Origin of the sequence: Vibrio marinisediminis, from assembly GCF_014050145.1 — a bacterium.
In the GTDB taxonomy this organism is placed as follows: Bacteria; Pseudomonadota; Gammaproteobacteria; order Enterobacterales; family Vibrionaceae; genus Vibrio; species Vibrio marinisediminis.
The window spans coordinates 1-18,109 of the sequence record NZ_JACFYF010000007.1; the positions used below are offsets into that span (position 1 = coordinate 1).

Here is an 18,109-nt window from a genome sequence, read left to right on the forward strand (position 1 = left end):
AACTTTAGTTGCAGCTAAAGTCTGGGTCTCACCTTACCCTGATTCGTGAGTTATTATCCATACAAGGCGTTTAAGGCAGATTCCCAACGCATGGCATTTTTACTATGCGTTGGTTTTAGTGTTTAAGGTGGTATGCGGCGGCTTAGGTATTGCGTTGCTCACCCCTTAACAGGGCGTTAGCCAACCGTTGCAGTATCCATCAAAAGTTGCTTTTTATACGAGTATGTATGCAAAAAGCATGATTTTTTTTGAAGTAAGTATAAAGCTCCTAGCATTGCCCTACACTTTTCTGATTATGGTGATTTTTAAAAGGAAAGGTCAATGCAAAGCATAAATATCAATTTAATTTTGACAGCTATCATTCCGCTACTCAGTTTTTCATCGACAGTTGAATCCAAAGGTTGTGAGTATGATACTCAATGTAAAGGAGAACGGATTTGTAAGCAGTCAAAATGTGTAGCACCTACAATGCCAAATTTTGAAGATACAGAGGTTACACCGATACCCGACAAGAAATCTCTACCTCGGTTTTGTTGTACAAATGTAGGTAAACTTGGTCCGTACCCTAATCCAGGCTATATAGAAGAAGGTAATTCATGCTATGGAACAACTCCAAATGGCTACGTTGTATATGGTTTAGCATGCTACTAATAGTCGGCTTACAAAGCGTTTAAGACGGATTCCCAACGCTTTGCGTTTTCGGCTTACTTCAGGTTAAGTGTTTATGTCACAATGGTTTAGGTAGGGTGGTTGGCGTTGCTCACCACTTAATGCGGCGTTAGTAGTAAACGAGGTAAAAATGAAGTATCGAGTAATTGAGTTAACGGCAGGTAACATCCGAAACGACCATTTGTATCTCACGAAAGCGATGGATTTGTTTCCTGCTGATGCGATTGGTGGCAGCAACATCGAAAGTGAAGCACCCCAAAAGTTAGAAATCCACTGTGGAATCGAGCAGCCAGTGTTGACTGATATCGCTGGTGACAAGAAAATTTTCCGAAAACGTTCTTGGGTCAAAGAGTTCTTCACTTCACATCAATTAGACGCGGGGAGTGAAATTGTTATAGAACATACGGGCGGCAATAGGTATCACATCTATCCGAGGCGCTGAAAAATACTACTAACAAACTCTTCAAGACGGATTCGCAACGCGTGGCATTTTTACTATGCGTTGCTCTTCGTGTTTAAGGTGGTATGCGGCAGCTTCGGTATTGCGTTGCTCACACCTTAACAGGGCGTTATGCAACAGACTACCCCACGTTTAGTAGACACTTTACTAAGTTAGATCTAGGGTCTAATTGAGAGGTGATTTATGGCTAAACATCGTAATCCAGCGTACACTGAAGAGTTCCTTAAAGAAGCGGTTCGTCTATCTGAACTTCTAGCTCGTTAGCGGGGCAAATTACATTGTTCTAGCGTTTGAAAACGAAATTCTTGGTCACGCTTGGCTCGCTTTATCTGGGACCCCATTGCTTTATGGTTATAAATTAGTCTATCGTTACGGCTAAATAATCTAAGGAATGGATAAATGAAAATTAATACAATGAAGAAACTAGCACAAATTGGATTCTGTGTGATGAGTTTATGTATTGCATCGCCAGCTTCAAGCAACGAGCTAAATGAAGAGGTGAATATTTTTTGCAATAAAATGAAGCAATGCGCTTCTAAACATCTAGAAGGTGTCCCTTCGGATAATGCTGTAAAAGAGATGATCGACGCAACGTTAGAGCAAAACTGTCAAGCGATGAAGAGCGATTTTGCTCAACTATCAAAATCCTCGGGGCTAGAAACGGAAGCTCTTTCCTGTATCAAAAGCATGAACGCCCTTGTATGCCAAAATTTGGAAGATGATTTTGAAACGCCAGAATGCAAAAAATTATATGAATTAATTCAATAGAGCACATTTTTAAATTTAAATGGTTACTAGCTGGATTGTCTAAGCTGATTAAGGCGAGAATAACGGGGGTATTTTATTATTCTCCATTTTGAGACGGCTTTTCAGTTTATACCGACTAAATGACTAATGCTTAACAAACAACACTGTTACCTGTATTAGCTAATTAGATCGTGTGTGATAATATTTCTCATTGCGTAGAGAATATCCTCAGTTTTTTCCGTTACTGAAATCAATAAATTGTTCTTTAAATAGTATCAATTGAATTTCTTACTTACGAATAATCTGAAGTAATTTATAATAATCAAAGACATAACTAGAGCGTTGGTAGGTGTGAAATGAAATTAGAGTTATCTCCGAAGAAAATATTAACAGTGCACATAGCATTAATTATCTTATTGTTATGTGCAAATGTGTTGTCGAGAATGAAACTCGTCTATTTTGGTGATGCGATAACCTTATTTGATTTTAATGCAGAGAGAAATGTACCTACCTTTTTCTCTGGCTTTATGATCCTTGTTTGCAGCGCGTTACTCTATTTGATTGCGGTTGAGCACAAGAAAGAGCAACTTTCCTCTATACCATGGTTTGGACTATCTTTTATTTTTTTGTTTCTTTCGTTTGACGAGATTGTGTCTGTCCATGAGACATTTACTGTCCCTGTTAGAGAAACATTTGAGACGTCGAAGCTTTTATATTATGCGTGGGTATTACCGTATGGAGTAGCATTGGCTATTTTTGTCGTCACGTATTCAAAATTTCTTTTGAAATTACCCAAGAAGACAATGGCACTGTTTGTATTATCAGGCAGTATCTTTGTTATTGGCGCCATTGGGTTTGAAATGCTAGGTGGAGGACAAGCTGAAACGCTGGGTATAGATAATACGCTTTACTTTATTTTTTATACTTGCGAAGAGTTTTTAGAAATGCTCGGAATCGCGATTTTCCTGTACTCTTTACTCTTATATATAACAACCGACGCCAAATCATTGGAAATAGCTGTTGTAAATAATAGTTAATTCGCTTTCTCGGGCGTTTATTTTCTTATTCGTTATTGAGTTTTTGTTTTGGTTTAAATAACGCCAATAGTGGAATAAGGCATAAGTAGGAGAACAACAAGAAGCCAAAGGTGTATACGAAGGCGGTTAAAGTTGATTGCTGATGCAAAATATTTTGGATTTGCATCAAGAATGCTGGGTCGGTAATGGTTGTGCCTTGAGCTTGGGCTGCGTGTTGCAAAGCGGCATTAGTGGGTGAGAGGGGACCTCCCAATTGATGCCACTCCTGCTGTTGGATTCGAGAGAAATAGGTGTTAACAATCGAAATCCCAAACGAGCCACCGATGGTGCGACATAGGTTGAATACAACTGCGCCGCCAATGGTATTTTGCGGAGCGAGCGTTGCGTAGGCAAGTTGGCTGAGAGGGGCAAAAACTAGCCCCATCCCTGCACCTTGTATAATGCTTGGCAGTAATATCCAATACAGGTCAATTTCAAGCGAGTATTGGGTCATTAGGTAGGTACCAATCGCGTTGAGAGACAAGCCAATGACAATGAGAAGTCGAGCATCAACCTTATCCATGTAGCGCGCCATCATCAACAAAACCACTGCCGATGCTAATCCTCTAGGAGCCATGGCAAACCCCGTCGTTTCTACGGGGTAGTTGAGTAACTGTTCAAGCATCATGGGTTGTAGTTGAGTAATGCCAAACATTCCCATTGAAAACCCAGCCATCACAATGCATGACATGGCTAGGTTTCGATCACGCAGTAACCAAACAGGTGCGATATCGCCCTTAGTCTTTAGTGAGCGCCCCACAAAGTACACTATAGCTACTGCGCTGATAATGGTTGAGAGTAAAATTGTATTTGATTCAAACCAAGACTCATCGTTGCCCCTATCTAATACCATTTGCAGTAAACCAATGCCTATAGTCATTGCAATCACTAAAGGCCAATCAATCTTAGGTTTGCCTTTGTTGCTCAGTTTTACAAAAAAATAGATTAGTGTGAGGCAAAGGGCACCAACGGGGATATTGACGTAAAAAATCCAACGCCAATCCATGTTTTCAGTAATGATGCCGCCAAGTGTCGGTCCTAAAATAGGACCGAGTAAAACGCCAACACTAAACAGCGCCATTGCTTTACCGCGCTGATTGGCGGGGTATATTTGCACCATGATGGATTGAGAAAGGGGGATCACCGAAGCGCCAAAAGCGCCTTGCATAACTCGGAATATCACCATTTCGACGATGGTATCAGCTTGTCCACACAATGCCGACGTCACCATAAAACCACTAACGGATATGAGCAATAAATTGCGAATGCCAAATTTCAGAGCAAGGAAACTCGCGAGAGGAATAAAGATCGCCTCTGCCATCGAATAAGAGGTAAGTACCCAGGTGACTTGATTAGACGTCACACCCAACGCCCCCATCATATGGGGTAGTGCAACGTTGGCAATAGTCATATCTAGCAGCACCATAATTGCCGATAACATGACGGCTAGCGTGACGAGCTTTCGGCTTCCTTCACTTAAGACATGAGCTTCTTCGTTGTTAGTCGATACATCGACATCGGCACTCATATTATTACTCTTGTTGCTTGGCTTTATCTTTTGTGGTGTCGATGGTGACGTTAGCACTAGCCCCCACTCTAAGTGGTGAATCGGGGTGCTCATCTTCATTAGAGAGGCGGATTAAAACTGGAAATCTTTGTGGGATTTTTACCCAATTCCCGCTGGCGTTTTCCGGTGGCAATAAAGAAAAAGAAGAGCCGCTGGCTGGTGAAATTGCCTCAATCGTACCGTGATAGTCGACATCGGGATACAGATCTAGGGTGATAGTCGCGGATTGCCCATTGGTTATACGTTCAAGTTGGGTTTCTTTGAAATTAGCCTGAACCCAATAGGTATTCTCGACAACTAAAGGAACCAGCGCTTGCCCAGGGGAAACAATGCTTCCTACATGAGCCGCTAATTTACCTAAGTGACCATCTTGGGGAGAAAAAATATTGGTGTAAGAGAGTGACAAGCTGGCTTGGCTTAATGCTGCGGCGGCTTTTTTAACTTCAGGAGCTGCATCGCCACTAGCACCCTGTGATTTAATCAACTGAGACATTGTTGCTCTTGCCGCAATAACATTTTCTTCCGCTGCAGAAAGTTTCGCTTTAGCATCGTCAAACTGTTGTGCTGGGAGTAATTGTTTTTCGACCAAATTTTTGATGCGTTGATAGCTAGATTGGGCATCAGCCAATTGCGCGACCGCACTTTTCACATTGGCACTTGCAGCGAGTATTGCGTCATCAGTTGCGGCATTATTTTGCATTGCCATTTCATATGCTGCTTGCGCTTCGTCAAGTTGAGCTTGAAAAGGAGCAGGGTCGATTTGCAACAACAAATCCCCTTTACTCACTTTTTGATAGTCAGATGCATTAGTAAGGATCACTTTACCGTGGACCTGTGGAGCAACGTAGATGATGTTAGCATGGATGTACGCATCGTCTGTGCTTGGGTAAGACTTCTGATGTTGAATATAGAAATAACTGAGAGTGATCAAAGTGACAGCCCCAATGGCTAGCAAGATTAGATTACGTGCAAGGTGAGATTGTGTGGGATTTTCGCTCATGATGTTATCCAGTTGCGTTATTTGACGTTAGCCTAAGGATTCAAATCTCATAGTGCGATAGAGCATGCGTTAGTATTAACAAATACTAGACCTTGTTAAGCGGAGTCACAATGTAGCCACATAGATGATGGCGAAAGCAGTACGGTGAAAAGTTACCTGTTGCTTTCATATGCAGTTGTTTTTGTTGCAGTAACGTCAGGCGTGGCAGCGACAGCCAATATCTAAAAATGAAACACGTATCAAATAGAAGCGGCTAACCAATAATGGCATATTGGTGATCAGTTAGCCGCAATGAAATGGGTCATTTTAGGAAGAAGAGTGAAATGCCTGCCACAGCAGCAAGTGTGCCTATTAGGCTTTTTGCGGTAACCTTCTCTCCTTTGAAAACGCAAATGACTAGCATAAAGAGTGGACTGGTGGCGATGATTGTTTGCGCGACAGCGGGGTTAGCATACTTCAGTGCTGATTGCTGCAGCCAAAGCGCGAGAAACGTCCCAACAAAAATCGCTAATAACAATGTCAAGAATGCGCGCTGAGTTAATTGAGAAAAATGGTGCTTAATTTGGCGAAATGGTTGGCGTTCAACCACGAGAATCACCATCATCACAGCCAGTACGCCGACGACTAAGCGAATGAAGGCGCCCAACAATGGAGGTACATCGCCCGCGACCAAAGCATAATGCGAGATGACAACTCCGGAAGCTTGGCAAACACTGGCTAAAAGCCCAAAACCAACACCAGACCAAGATGTTTGAGTTTGTGAGTCGGCATGAGGTTGGAGAATGACAAATGCGACCGCAATCGTGGTGATTAGTACTCCGAACCAACTCTGTATAGGCAGCACACTGCCCAAAAACACCAGTGCAAGTATTCCTGATAGAGGTGGTGCGAGTGATTCAAGCAGTAGTGTCTTATTGGCGCCAATCCGTTTCAATGACGCAAAGTAAGCACTGTCACCTATTGCGATGCCAATGACACCAGAAACAGCGAGTACGATAAGGTGTGTTGATTCTATAGTTTCGGGAAAGGTGACCACAGCGGGCATGACTAACACCATCATAAGAGATGCGACGACACCTTTGACAATATTGAGTTGTAGCGCCGAGAAATGGTGGCTGAATTGACCATAGATCCAAGTCGCCATCGCCCAAACAGCTGCTGCGAGTAATGCAGACAGTTCGCCTATATAGTCCAATTCCCGTTAAACTCCAAAATTTAGCTCATCATTATGGCTATGAAGGAGACGATGAATTTTGAGAAGTTCATCGTTTTATACCGCATACCATCAGACGGAGCAGCTTATCGAGCAAGTCTCATTACTGCAACAAGAAAGAGAACAGCGTGACGGAGTTCGTAAGCGTGGTCACATAAGCGCGTTTTTGTGGGTAGTTAATTGCTTACTTTGTTACATGCTTTGATTGTAAGTCTCTGATAAGGAGATAGAATAGGGAGTGAGTTAGGTTGATCGGATCGGCATTTTTCTTAAAATTCCAACTATCAAACTTGACTATAAAGCTGTGGTTTGCTGCTATGCTACTGTTAATAAAAGACATTTAATTAATGTAAAAATTAACTGTACAAAAAGTAAACAGTTGGTATTATATCGCGCAGTTGTTCAGAGAGTTATGAAATGCAGCATCAAGTACAAGTAAAACTTCCTCTACTAAAACCCAGTTTTGTAGTTAGACGTTTCCCTTTTATTTTAGCGTAACATGATATAATTCAACAAATTAACGCATTGTTAATATTGAACTTTTCTTAAATTAAATAAATAAGGGGCATCACATGTCTAACACAATTACTGGTACTGTAAAATGGTTTAACGAAACTAAAGGATTCGGTTTCCTTACTCAAGATAACGGTGGCGAAGATGTATTCGTACATTTCCGTGCTATCGCATCTGAAGGTTTCAAAACTCTTAATGAAGGTCAAAAAGTATCTTTCGAAGTAGAGAAAGGACAAAAAGGTCTTCAAGCAAGCAACGTTAAAGCTCTTTAATTAAGCGCTAAACGTAAGCAAGCAAGAATATTAAAAGGTCGCCCAAGGCGGCCTTTTTTGTGTGCGTTCTATTTATCAATCACTGCACTTTAAAAGTATCGCAAGCCATTGAACGATTTGGCGAAAAACCCCGCTGTATCTTCGTGGTGTAAGGGACTAATCAAGGTCTTTCTGGTTTTACTTTTGATTGACGCAAAGAGATTATCGTTTGTGGTAACAACGATAAAACGATCATCCCGCCCATGAGGGTGTATTGGAATGGGGTATAGATTTCACCCATTAAGATCAACCCAGCACTGATGCCCGCGATTGGGTTGGCGATACCACCAAAAGTAAAATCAACCACAGACATACGCTGTAAAAGCCACACGTACATGCCATACCCGAGAGCAGTATTCAAACCAATAATCCACAGTAAACCGATGAGGTTTTTCATTTCAAAATGGCTTAATACTTCAACGTAGAGTTGCGGGTTCATCAAGCCATGGATGGTTGAAACGATAGAAAGAATAATTCCGCCTGAGATTAGCTGCCAGGTCAAAATCATCCACCAATGCATGCGACCGCCTAAGGTTTTGGTCATGCTGCTACCGATAATGATGCACATAATAGCGGTTAGCATCGCGATTAAACCGATAGGATTAAGTGTAATTTGGCTCGGGTTGAATAACAGCCATGCTAGGGCTATTAAACCAATCCCCGAGAGCGCCTGAATTAAATGAGGTCGTTGCTTTTTCACTACCCAGTGGAAAATCATGGCGAAAACAGGCACGGAAATCATCCCAACCCCTGAAATTGCTGAAGGCAGTGTTAGCGCCATAATGAAGATCAAACTAAAGAACGTGGCGATATTGATAAAACCTAGGCTGAATATAACCGTCCATTCCCCTTTTTTGGGTAACGTTGGTTTTATCGCGAGCAATATTAACCCGGCAGGCAACGCTCTTAGAGCGCCCAAGAGCAAAGGCGGCCAATCAGGTAGCGTATATTGTGTTACCGCGTAAGTAGTACCCCAAAAAAAAGCAGGGATCATCGCTAGCAAAATATTCACAAAGTATCTTCACGTTAAGATAAGTATGTAATAACTCTATAGCGATGGTGTATGATTGTAAAGAATCTTCATGTTAAGATAATTTTAGACAGCAAAATGTATTGAGACGGGATGTCAGATGGATGCTATTGATCGCGTAGTGGAGCAATGGGCTCGGGAAAAACCAGAGTTAGACACTGAGCCGATGGCGATGATGGGTAGGTTGATACGTATTTCCAAATATCTTGAAACGGAAATCGCTGCATTGCACAAGCGATACGACCTCAAGTTAGGTGAGTTCGATGTGCTGGCGACGCTACGTCGTTCAGGAAAACCCTATTGTCTCACCCCATCAGGGTTAATTGAATCGATGATGTTAACATCAGGAGCGATGACCAATCGTCTAGACAAATTAGAATCCAAGGCATTGATTCGAAGAACGCACAGTAAAGCAGATCGCCGTAGTGTGACAGTAGAGTTGACCAAAGAGGGGTTGACGTTGATTGATCAAATCATGATTGAACATGTTGAAATTCAGCAGAAATTGGTCCGGTCACTCACAACGACGCAAAAGAAGAATATCAATCAGTTATTAAAAACATGGCTGAGTGCTTACGAATGATGAAGCCTACACAGAGTTGTTAGCCGCTGAATAGGTTAAGAGTCGGTGGCAAATGTAAAGCCGTGTTCGTTTTATCATTTTGCACTGCACGTTGTTGGGAGGATCATCATTTAATTTGAGCTGGGCGGATATAACTGAGAAAAATCCCTCTTTTTTACGACTAATGGATGAGGGCGATTACTTGTATCGACAACTCAGTGAGTTAAGCTGAGTAGTAGGTCAACTAATAGAAAGGCTGTGTCATGTACAAGGTATTGATTGCGGACGATCATCCATTATTTCGCGATGCAATTGTGCATATTTTAGGAACGAGCTTTCCTGAAAGTACAACCCATGAAACGGAAGATATTGCGACTACGCTGGCATTCGCCAAAGACAATGAAGATATTGATTTGATTATGTTGGATCTCAATATGCCGGGCATGTCTGGGCTGAATGGGTTACTCGACTTAATTAATGAATGTCCCACGACACCAGTGGTGGTCGTTTCGGCTGAGAACAAGAAGCAAGTTATTCTACAAACTATTGCTTACGGCGCGGTTGGCTTTATTGCCAAATCGTCATCAAAAGAAGAAATTTCTGAAGCGATAGCTACTGTGCTTGAGGGAAATATCTATTTGCCGGCAGATATTATTCGCACCCAAACCACACCCAACGCAAAACATGAATCCCCGCTGTTACCAGAGATGCTCTCATCACTTACGCGCCGTCAATTAATGGTACTTAAATGTATGACCAAAGGTGAAGCGAATAAGCAAATTGCGTATAACCTCAATGTCTCCGAAACCACGGTGAAATCGCATGTTTCGTCCATTTTGAAAAAATTGGGCGTGTCGAACCGTGTGCAAGCGGTACTGGGTTGCAGTGGTATCGATTTTAATCAATACCTTAAACGTTAATCCGGTTAATCCAGTCAGGCGTCAATGCCAATCTAATTCAGTAGCTGAATTAGATTGGCATTGCTGTTTTTGCGGCGCTACTTTAATAGATAGAATATCGATGTTTTGAGTTTCATCGGCTTCACTGGCTTATTGAGCAGCAGTATCCCCATATTTTTAGCTTGTGATTTTAGTGCTTCACTGTAATTTGCGGTGATCATTAGAGTAGGAAGTGGGGCGCTTCGAGTTTGGTTGATCTCGTTGCTAACATCTAAGCCATTGATATCATCATCTAAGTGATAATCGACAATCAATATATCTACATGATCAGAGGCGAGATCCACTTTCATTTTAAGTTGCTCAAGGCTGGTGGCAGTGATCACTTCGCATTGCCATCCATTTAGCAATTGGCGCATGGCATCACAAATACTGGCATCGTTATCAATCAACCAAACTTTACGCTCGGCTAAATTAGTATTCGCCAACATACGACTAACTTGATCTCGTTGTATGGGCTGGGTGCTGAGTTGCCCAAGTGGAACATTGACAGAAAAGACCGAGCCTTTTCCTTCCACTGAACGAACTTGAATCGGGTGCTCGAGCACTTTCGATAGTTTATCAACGATAGCCAGCCCAAGCCCAAGTCCATTACTGAATACTTTTTGCGACGATTTTAATCGTTTAAACTCTTTGAATATTTCGTTGAGTTGGTCAGCCGCAATGCCCGCGCCGTTATCCCATACCTCAATCGAAATCGAGTTGCCTTGACGGCGACAACCGAGCAGTACTTTCCCGTTATCTGTATATCGAAATGCGTTAGAGAGGAAATTGCGCAGTATTCGCGCCAACAGAACACTGTCAGAATGCACAATGCCATTGAATGCGACATGACGAAGTTCGACCCCATATTGGGGAGAGATGTGTTGGTATTCATTGACAAGATTGCTGAGTAACTCGCCCACATTGAAAGCACTTTTATCCGCTTTCACCACGCCAGCATCTAATTTGGAAATATCGACTAAGGTGCTAATTAGGTTCTCTAAATCATCCAATGAATTGGAAATTGAATTGAGTAACGAACTGTCACTGCTACTGGTCAGTTGTGATGACAGTGAACTGGTAAACAGTTGCGCAGCATTGAGGGGTTGAAGTAAGTCATGGCTGACCGCAGCAAGGAACTTGGTTTTGGATAAGTTGGCGCGTTCGGCCTCACTTTTGGCATCGGTCAGGTTAAGCTGCGCTCGGCGACGCTCTTCAACTTCTACTTGCAGAACGTTATTAAGGCTTTGTAGTTGCGATGTGCGCTCTTCTACTCGTAGTTCTAAGAAGTCGTGCGCTTTTTGTAATGCAATGGCGTTGTTTCTACGGGTGGTAATGTCGCGAACCAACACGAAAAAACCAAGCACATTGCCATTACTGTCTCGGTTTGGCACATAGGACTTGTGTAGGTGAGCCGGCTCTCCAAATTGATTCGTCTCTTCAATTTCAAAGCTGACACTTTCGCCTTTCAGCGCACGAGCAACATAGGGTTGTAGTTGGTTGAAATCTCCATTGATACGGCTTTGTTCCAAATCAACGCCGTATAGCTCGCCTTTTTCCCTTCCATACCAGTCGATATAGACCTTATTGGTAAACTGAAATTTTAAATCTGAGCCCACATAAGCGATCATGGCGGGGACGTTATCGGTAATTAAGCGTAACCAGCTTTCATTTTCACGCAGTGTTTCAGCATAGCGGTGCGAGGTGGTGATATCAGTAAATGTTTTGATCAATTTACCGTTGTTGATTCGATGGTCTCGGATCTCCAACACCGTGCCGTTTGACAAGGTTTGCACATAACAGCAATCACTGCTGGTCGATTTAGGTTCTAGATCAAGTTCGGTCGAATTTTTTAGGTTTGAAAAATAAGGTTTAGAGCGTAGTACCTGATTTGAGAGTTTACTCAACTCGACAAACCGTTTGTTCCACACTTCGATTTGGTCTTGGCTACTGATCAATACAACGCCTTGAGAGAGGTTGTCGACTAAGTTTTGCAGCAGTTTGGATTTTTGAGCCATCGCTTGTTCGTAGCGTTCACTCTCTGCCATTTTTAATGCGGTGATATCGGTATAAAGCATGACCCAGCCGCCTTCTCGTGTACGGCGCTCGCTTAACTGAAACCAGCGGTTATCAGAGAGTTTGTAAACTGGGCTATGGTCTGCATCACCAGGATAAGCTTGAGATATAATGCCGCGAGTTTTCGCTAATGCTTTAAAGTCATTAAGATTGGTTCCTTCTTCGATCTTAATGCCCACTTTTGCCCAGTAGTTTAGAAAGTGGCTGTTTTGCAGCACAATCCGGCCGTCGCTATCAAGCAAAACAAACGCATCAGAGATACTTTCAATCGCATCGATGAAACGTTGCTTAAATATATTGGCTTTCTCGTTTGCCTCTTTAAGTGCGCGGTTACTGCGCTCTAATTTTGCCAAGGTTTCATTGAGGATTTGGGTTTTTTCTTTGACTTGTTCGGCAAGCTGCACTGAATGTTCAAAGGTGGCGTAGGGGATGTTCTGCACGCTACCGCCGTCTTCAACACGTTTCATCAAGACTTGGTTAATTTTGACTAATTTGCTGTTCTCGGATTTGAGCCGAGCAACTTCTTCAGCCAATTGCTGCTCATTCATTCAACTCTCCAGAGATGTAGACACCAGTAAAGGTTTGATTGAGGTGCATGCCATTGATGTGCTCACCATAGGTGTTAAAGCCAAAAATTCGGTACTGACGCTGAAGTTCCGCAACCTCCGATTGCAGCCCCATTTGTTCTATTTCGAGGCGGCGTAAAAAGCAATCACAAGCGAGCACTCGTTCTGGTTGATGAAGTGTATTTTTAAGTGCTGCGAGCTTGTTGGCTAGCGAGTCAATGATGCTGTCCATCGTCACGGCGCTGAGGATGATGCCAGTGTCTACTGCGCAGTAAAAGGTGAGGCTTAAGTCCTCTTTATTGACCTTCTGAATCGAGCGGGCGTAATAGTTGTCGCCAATTTTTACTGCCAATGGATGCAATGAGAACACTTCAGGGTTTAGTTCGCTGATGTCGAGACCAAGAATTCGGGCATATTCGAGCGCAGCAGGCTCTGAGTTAAGTTCCAACACTGTCCGGCTTTGTGCATCAGCTTCAGTGACCACCAGTTTTTCTTTGGAAGAGTGGATGTGATTGCAGTTGAAGACTTCAAACTTACAGCGACTATTAACCATCACAACCACTGCAGCATTTTGAATAAAGGAGTCTTGATGATAAACATGTGTGTTGGCTAAATTGATATCGTCGCCAGCGGAACCGCCAAAATGAGGAATGCCATTCGCTGCGGAGTTTAGGGTGCTAAGTAGTTGTTCTTCTTGAGTAGAGAGACCGTCAATTAAAGTCAGAATGAAGGTATGGTCAGCAATATCTGCAAGGCTATTGGCATTGCACTTTTCAGCCAGTTGATTGATTTTTGTCTGTGCAGTAATGAGGTCAAAAGAGTCTATAGAGTCAATCACCGTAGAGCTAATAGAGAAATACTCAGGTGAGAACCAAATTGCGACAATTGAGTGCTGCTCGTAGCCTTCACTTGTGACTTCGCCAGCCGTGGTACAACCGGCAAGCTCAACCTGGCTAAATTTCTTGTTCATGGCATTGGCAAGTTTATCGAGAGAGTAAACAACGGAGCAGTAAAACAGCACAAATCCATTTTGTGGCTCACCGAGTTGTTGGTATATCTCATCACTTGCTTGCTGAGGATCGAGGTTTTTGCTGACCGCATATTTAGTTTTATTTGTAGTCATATACCATCCTGTTTCTGACTGTTATTTTTCAGTGGTCAAAGTACTCATTTTCTTTAGAAAATCGGCTATGTCCGTATAGGCAATTTCCTCTAGTTGTTGCTGTATTCTATTGTGGTTGCCAACTTCTCCAGTTAGTCGATAAATTGTCTCGCGTTGCTGCGGATTCAATGGCTGATATCGTTGTTGAAGTAAGTCGCCTAACTTCTGTTTAGCCAGTGTTAATGCTTCGATTAAAAAGGCATTGTCCATTGCGAGTTGATTGAGTGAGTCGCTTACTCTCTGCTTACGATTCGAAAGGTTATTATCAAACGCAGTATAGATAAAAATCCCGTTAACACTTTCGCAATATTTCACACCAATAGCATAGCATTCACCCTTCAAACGAGGTTGTAAAAACAAGCTTGATGCACTGGCAATATAACTGGCTAACCACGCGGTCAGTTTGCTGTTACTGGAGAGCGAAATTTGGCAAAGCCAATTGTGTTCACATCTTGCTATATTTACAGATGTTAAATTAGCGTTAAATTTGAATTTTCGCTCGCTTAATTCTACTTGTTGTTCAGTTACTTGCTTAAAACTTGCGGTACCTAGACTTTTTGTCGATTTAGTTTCACCCATTTGCTTATAGAGTTGGTGAAATAGCGAAGCTAAGTTGGGTTGGAATCGGTTTTCGGTATTCGCTATGTTTTGTTTTATCTTGGCTAACAAAGATGCAGAGCAATGATCAGTCTCAAGCAGCAGATAGTGACCAATCGCGAGTGTGCGGATTTGACAAGATTGAGTGATTACCTTGCTAACGATGTTGAGGTTGATTTCCGACTGAAAACGGAGCATGACAAAGTGCCGCCATGGTTTATCAGCACAGGGAGACAGCGGTTCTGCCGAGCAACTATCTAATAACTGATGCACCAAACGAGACTGGTTAGAATCAACCGGATTGGAAATTGAGGTCTTTGACGCCACAACCTCTTTAACTTCAGCCAGTTGGCTGATGGTTGGGGCTTGTGCTATTTGCGCAGCTATTAACTGCAGATCTACAATGTTTGTTTGTGGCTGACAGTGTTGATAGAGCTGGATCATGTGCGCAATGGTGGCGGGGAATTTGCTGTAGTCGCAGATCGCTTGATGAGATGAGCTCGGTTTTAATTTCGCCTTCAATAATAACTGAATCGGCTCTACTAGGTGATTGGTGCAAATAACGCGAAGGGCGAGTTGATTGTGCTGATTGGTTTCTTGATCAATAGGCACTAACGTCGCGCCAATTCGAGCGATTGACTCAGTCAAGTGCTGTTGGCTCTCTATGATGCTCTGATAGTAGCTGCGGTCTAACCACCAAGTATGTACGTATGTTGTGTGATTGACAAAAATCGGTTGGTTTTTAGCGAGAGCGCTATGGCTCCGCCCGTCACTATTTTGCCCTGTGGTGTGGGATTCATGTTGCGGCAAAAGGGCAAGAGTTTTGACTAAGGCCTGTTGTATCGACTCTACATTGTCTGCCATGGTAAAAAGCGTGAGTTTGCCACAACGATAATGGGCACGATGATAGTGATCTATGTCCGATAGAGTGATACTTTCAAGGCAATCGCTCACCCCGCCATAACAAGGTATTCGTTTTTCTGATTGATCACCACGGCGAATTTTCACTTGCTGGAGATAGTCAGGGTTTGATTCGTAGCCAAGCAGTTCTCGATAAATAACACCATTGCCTGCGCCATCGAAGAGTTCTTGCGTCATGTCGTCTTGGGTAAATACGGGAGAAAGTAGTCCGCAGAGTAGGTAACGAAGGGCAAGTTCAAAATGGCTTTGATGCTGGGATGAAAAATGAAAGCAAGTGACCCCATCGAGTGTTGACGCATTAATGCTGATATCCGTCAGCGAAGTGAGTTGAAACAGCGTACTGGTTTCTGGAAATTGCACACTGCGGCGAAAGACAAGGTGTTCAACGGCGTGTGCAATACCAGTATCATCGATGCTGGGTGTTTCAACAAAAAAAGCCCCGTAATAGCGGTGATGCTCGCTAGGCTTTGGCTGTATATTGAAGTGACGTAGCCCAGAGCTGTGCCGGTATTTTTGTATCGATGGGTCTGAGCGAGTCAAACCATCTGAGAAAAACGGCTCAATCATATTTTCAATAAGGCAATATCGGCAACTCTGCCACGTTGTAAAATGGGACGTGTCGGGTTTTTCGCCTGTTCAATCGCTTGTGAAATCAACGGATGATCACTTGATTTTGCGCAGACAGGATCAGCTCGGTACATGTCGCCTGTCAGCATATAGGCTTGGCAACGACAACCTCCGTGATCGTGTTCTTTCTCATCACAGCCTTTGCACGGCTGCGGCATCCAACTATCCCCCCTAAAGTGATTGAATGAGAAGTCCTGCTGCCATATATGTTGTAGGCTCTTTTGTGTCACATTAGGGAAGGTTAATGGTAGTACTTTCGCGCTATGACAAGGCAGTGCACTACCGTCAGGAGTGATGGTTAAAAACGTGCTGCCCCAACCGTTCATACACTTTTTCGGGCGATCTTCGTAGTAGTCTGGAGTAACAAAAATAAAGTGTGGGTCGGAATCACTTTGATGGCTTCGGAACTCATTGACGACGGATTCAGCCCACTCAAGTTGCTCTTTACTTGGTAGTAAGTGATCTCGATTATCGAACGCCCAGCCATAATATTGTGCAGTGGCAAGCTCGACATAATCAGCGTTCAACTCACAGCTTAAGGCGAGGATTTGCGGAATTTGGTCGATGTTTTGTTTTGAGATGACAAAGTTAAGTACCATCGGGTAGCCCTCAGCCTTAACGATTTCCGCCATCTTTTGTTTTTGTTTGAAGGCATTGCCCCTACCTGCTATTGCGTCATTAAGCTGCGGATCCGCGGCTTGAAAACTGATTTGAATATGGTCTAATCCAGCGACTTTTAATTGCTTGATGCGTTTTTCTGTCAAGCCAATCCCAGAGGTGATCAGGTTGGTATAAAAACCAAGATTGCGCCCATGCTCAACCAGTTGTTCTAAATCTTTGCGTAGTAGGGGTTCACCGCCAGAAAACCCCAATTGCACTGAGCCTAATGCTCTTGCTTGGCTTAACACATCTAGCCATGCTTGGGTGCTCAATTCCTGTTCTTTGTTGCCAAGATCGGTCGGGTTTGAGCAGTACGCACAGTGCAGTGGGCAGTCGTAAGTCAATTCTGCTAATAGCCACAGAGGCGGTCCAATATCTTTATTTTCAGACATAGCGAATCCATTTTTTCTCTTGTGCCACGGTTAAGAATTCGTCGATATCATCACGAATATCACCCACTTGAGGAAACTGCTGTTGCAACAGGGTGAGAATTTGCTCCACTGAGTTCTGACCGTCCACTTTTTTCAGTATCTCTGCAGCGCTGTCATTGAGTTTGACCATGCCTTCGGGGTAGAGCAGCACGTGACAGTTTTGCGCTTGTTCAAACTGCAATCGGAACAAAGGGTTCATTTGCGGAGTTGCTTTGGTTAACGCCATTAGAATATCCCTTTGTGGTAAGTTGGTACTTGGTCAATGTGCGCGTAGGGCGGACGTTCGTACTGGTATGCCATGGTCATTGAGTCGAGCATTGACCAGAGAATATCGAGCTTGAACTGTAAAATATTGAGTGCGTGCTCTTGTTGCTCGCGTGTGGTGAAGTGATCCAAGGTAATGGCTAATCCATGGTTAACGTCTCGCCTTGCTTGAGAGAGCCTCATTTGGAAATATTTTAAGCCTTCAGGTTTTATCCAAGGGTAATTGCTTGGCCAACTGTTTAAGCGGCTTTGGTGGATCTCTGGGGCAAACATTTCAGTCAGCGATGAACATGCCGCTTCTTGCCATGTGGCACGTCGTGCAAAATTCACATACGCATCAACGGCAAATCGCACTCCGGGTAGGATGTATTTTTCGTCCAACATATCTTGGCGCGTAAGACCAACGGCTTCACCCAGGTTTAGCCACGCCTCGATACCACCTAAAGTCTCTTCATGCATTGAGCCATCATGGTCTAAGATCCGTTGAATCCATTCACGACGGGTTTTGATATCGCGGCAGTTTGCCAAAATAGCGGCATCTTTTACCGGGATGTTAATTTGATAATAAAATCGATTGGCGACCCAACCACGGATCTGTTCAACGCTACATTCCCCCTGATGCATCATGATATGAAAGGGATGATGGATATGATAAAGCTCGCTTTTGGCTCTAAGTTGCTGCTCAAATTCTTGTTTTGTCCATGCCTGCATGACTGCCT

General features: G+C 43.2%; 16 protein-coding genes. 6 read left to right on the forward strand and 10 right to left on the reverse strand.

Annotated features, from left to right (window positions below):
• Nucleotides 1-799: 799 nt before the first annotated feature.
• From H2O73_RS12180 to H2O73_RS12195, 3 genes are all read left to right on the forward strand, one after another.
• Nucleotides 800-1,111, forward strand: coding sequence for a hypothetical protein (locus tag H2O73_RS12180; RefSeq protein WP_182109131.1), 312 nt, complete (start codon nt 800-802; stop codon nt 1,109-1,111).
• A gap of 417 nt (nt 1,112-1,528) precedes the next feature.
• Nucleotides 1,529-1,897: a hypothetical protein gene (locus H2O73_RS12190; protein ID WP_182109132.1), complete on the forward strand. Its 369-nt coding sequence runs from the start codon at nt 1,529-1,531 to the stop codon at nt 1,895-1,897.
• A gap of 335 nt (nt 1,898-2,232) precedes the next feature.
• Nucleotides 2,233-2,913 (forward strand): DUF8692 domain-containing protein, encoded by a 681-nt coding sequence (locus tag H2O73_RS12195; protein ID WP_182109133.1) that lies wholly within the window; start codon nt 2,233-2,235, stop codon nt 2,911-2,913.
• 25 nt (nt 2,914-2,938) lie between these two features.
• Here H2O73_RS12195 and H2O73_RS12200 read toward each other — a convergent pair whose 3' ends face one another.
• From H2O73_RS12200 to H2O73_RS12210, 3 genes are all read right to left on the reverse strand, one after another.
• On the reverse strand, nt 2,939-4,480 hold the full coding sequence (locus H2O73_RS12200; RefSeq protein ID WP_182109134.1) for a DHA2 family efflux MFS transporter permease subunit: 1,542 nt from the start codon (nt 4,478-4,480) through the stop codon (nt 2,939-2,941).
• A 4-nt stretch (nt 4,481-4,484) separates the two neighbouring features.
• A complete protein-coding gene (locus tag H2O73_RS12205; protein WP_182109135.1) occupies nt 4,485-5,519 on the reverse strand; it encodes an HlyD family secretion protein in 1,035 nt (344 codons plus the stop codon).
• 301 nt (nt 5,520-5,820) lie between these two features.
• Nucleotides 5,821-6,714: a DMT family transporter gene (locus H2O73_RS12210; protein ID WP_182109136.1), complete on the reverse strand. Its 894-nt coding sequence runs from the start codon at nt 6,712-6,714 to the stop codon at nt 5,821-5,823.
• A gap of 590 nt (nt 6,715-7,304) precedes the next feature.
• Between H2O73_RS12210 and cspE the strand changes: the two genes are divergently transcribed.
• Nucleotides 7,305-7,517: a transcription antiterminator/RNA stability regulator CspE gene (cspE, locus tag H2O73_RS12215; RefSeq protein ID WP_182109137.1), complete on the forward strand. Its 213-nt coding sequence runs from the start codon at nt 7,305-7,307 to the stop codon at nt 7,515-7,517.
• 160 nt (nt 7,518-7,677) lie between these two features.
• Here the strand turns inward: cspE and H2O73_RS12220 are convergent, their stop codons facing one another.
• On the reverse strand, nt 7,678-8,568 hold the full coding sequence (locus H2O73_RS12220) for a DMT family transporter (protein ID WP_182109138.1): 891 nt from the start codon (nt 8,566-8,568) through the stop codon (nt 7,678-7,680).
• A gap of 118 nt (nt 8,569-8,686) precedes the next feature.
• Here H2O73_RS12220 and H2O73_RS12225 point away from each other — a divergent pair, with 118 nt between their 5' ends.
• Both H2O73_RS12225 and H2O73_RS12230 read left to right on the forward strand, forming a co-directional pair.
• Complete coding sequence (locus tag H2O73_RS12225; RefSeq protein WP_182109139.1) at nt 8,687-9,169, forward strand: MarR family winged helix-turn-helix transcriptional regulator; 483 nt, start codon at nt 8,687-8,689, stop codon at nt 9,167-9,169.
• A gap of 242 nt (nt 9,170-9,411) precedes the next feature.
• A complete protein-coding gene (locus H2O73_RS12230; RefSeq protein ID WP_182109140.1) occupies nt 9,412-10,068 on the forward strand; it encodes a response regulator transcription factor in 657 nt (218 codons plus the stop codon).
• Between the two features lie 77 nt (nt 10,069-10,145).
• Here H2O73_RS12230 and H2O73_RS12235 read toward each other — a convergent pair whose 3' ends face one another.
• The 6 genes from H2O73_RS12235 to pqqC are packed head-to-tail and all read right to left on the reverse strand — an operon-like array spanning nt 10,146 to nt 18,101.
• A complete protein-coding gene (locus tag H2O73_RS12235; protein WP_182109141.1) occupies nt 10,146-12,710 on the reverse strand; it encodes a hybrid sensor histidine kinase/response regulator in 2,565 nt (854 codons plus the stop codon).
• Complete coding sequence (gene nosP, locus H2O73_RS12240) at nt 12,703-13,851, reverse strand: nitric oxide-sensing protein NosP (protein WP_182109142.1); 1,149 nt, start codon at nt 13,849-13,851, stop codon at nt 12,703-12,705. Before nosP ends, H2O73_RS12235 begins: the two co-directional genes overlap by 8 nt.
• Nucleotides 13,852-13,872: 21 nt before the next feature.
• Nucleotides 13,873-15,975: an insulinase family protein gene (locus H2O73_RS12245; RefSeq protein ID WP_182109143.1), complete on the reverse strand. Its 2,103-nt coding sequence runs from the start codon at nt 15,973-15,975 to the stop codon at nt 13,873-13,875.
• Nucleotides 15,972-17,087 carry a pyrroloquinoline quinone biosynthesis protein PqqE gene (pqqE, locus tag H2O73_RS12250; RefSeq protein ID WP_182109144.1) on the reverse strand — a complete coding sequence of 372 codons (1,116 nt, stop codon included), beginning with the start codon at nt 17,085-17,087 and terminating at the stop codon, nt 15,972-15,974. Before pqqE ends, H2O73_RS12245 begins: the two co-directional genes overlap by 4 nt.
• A complete protein-coding gene (pqqD, locus tag H2O73_RS12255) occupies nt 17,080-17,352 on the reverse strand; it encodes a pyrroloquinoline quinone biosynthesis peptide chaperone PqqD (protein WP_182109145.1) in 273 nt (90 codons plus the stop codon). The genes pqqE and pqqD overlap by 8 nt, the downstream gene beginning before the upstream one ends.
• Complete coding sequence (gene pqqC, locus H2O73_RS12260; RefSeq protein ID WP_182109146.1) at nt 17,352-18,101, reverse strand: pyrroloquinoline-quinone synthase PqqC; 750 nt, start codon at nt 18,099-18,101, stop codon at nt 17,352-17,354. The genes pqqD and pqqC overlap by 1 nt, the downstream gene beginning before the upstream one ends.
• Nucleotides 18,102-18,109 lie beyond the last annotated feature (8 nt).

Excerpts from the sequence above, each read along its gene's own strand:
- H2O73_RS12235 (WP_182109141.1), bottom strand. The coding sequence starts at position 12,710 with ATGAATGAGCAGCAATTGGCTGAAGAAGTTGCTCGGCTCAAATCCGAG.
- H2O73_RS12225 (WP_182109139.1), top strand. The coding sequence starts at position 8,687 with ATGGATGCTATTGATCGCGTAGTGGAGCAATGGGCTCGGGAAAAACCA.
- H2O73_RS12180 (WP_182109131.1), top strand. The coding sequence starts at position 800 with ATGAAGTATCGAGTAATTGAGTTAACGGCAGGTAACATCCGAAACGAC.
- pqqE (WP_182109144.1), bottom strand. The coding sequence starts at position 17,087 with ATGTCTGAAAATAAAGATATTGGACCGCCTCTGTGGCTATTAGCAGAA.
- H2O73_RS12200 (WP_182109134.1), bottom strand. The coding sequence starts at position 4,480 with ATGAGTGCCGATGTCGATGTATCGACTAACAACGAAGAAGCTCATGTC.
- H2O73_RS12230 (WP_182109140.1), top strand. The coding sequence starts at position 9,412 with ATGTACAAGGTATTGATTGCGGACGATCATCCATTATTTCGCGATGCA.
- H2O73_RS12195 (WP_182109133.1), top strand. The coding sequence starts at position 2,233 with ATGAAATTAGAGTTATCTCCGAAGAAAATATTAACAGTGCACATAGCA.
- H2O73_RS12205 (WP_182109135.1), bottom strand. The coding sequence starts at position 5,519 with ATGAGCGAAAATCCCACACAATCTCACCTTGCACGTAATCTAATCTTG.
- pqqC (WP_182109146.1), bottom strand. The coding sequence starts at position 18,101 with ATGCAGGCATGGACAAAACAAGAATTTGAGCAGCAACTTAGAGCCAAA.
- pqqD (WP_182109145.1), bottom strand. The coding sequence starts at position 17,352 with ATGGCGTTAACCAAAGCAACTCCGCAAATGAACCCTTTGTTCCGATTG.
- cspE (WP_182109137.1), top strand. The coding sequence starts at position 7,305 with ATGTCTAACACAATTACTGGTACTGTAAAATGGTTTAACGAAACTAAA.
- H2O73_RS12190 (WP_182109132.1), top strand. The coding sequence starts at position 1,529 with ATGAAAATTAATACAATGAAGAAACTAGCACAAATTGGATTCTGTGTG.
- H2O73_RS12245 (WP_182109143.1), bottom strand. The coding sequence starts at position 15,975 with ATGATTGAGCCGTTTTTCTCAGATGGTTTGACTCGCTCAGACCCATCG.
- nosP (WP_182109142.1), bottom strand. The coding sequence starts at position 13,851 with ATGACTACAAATAAAACTAAATATGCGGTCAGCAAAAACCTCGATCCT.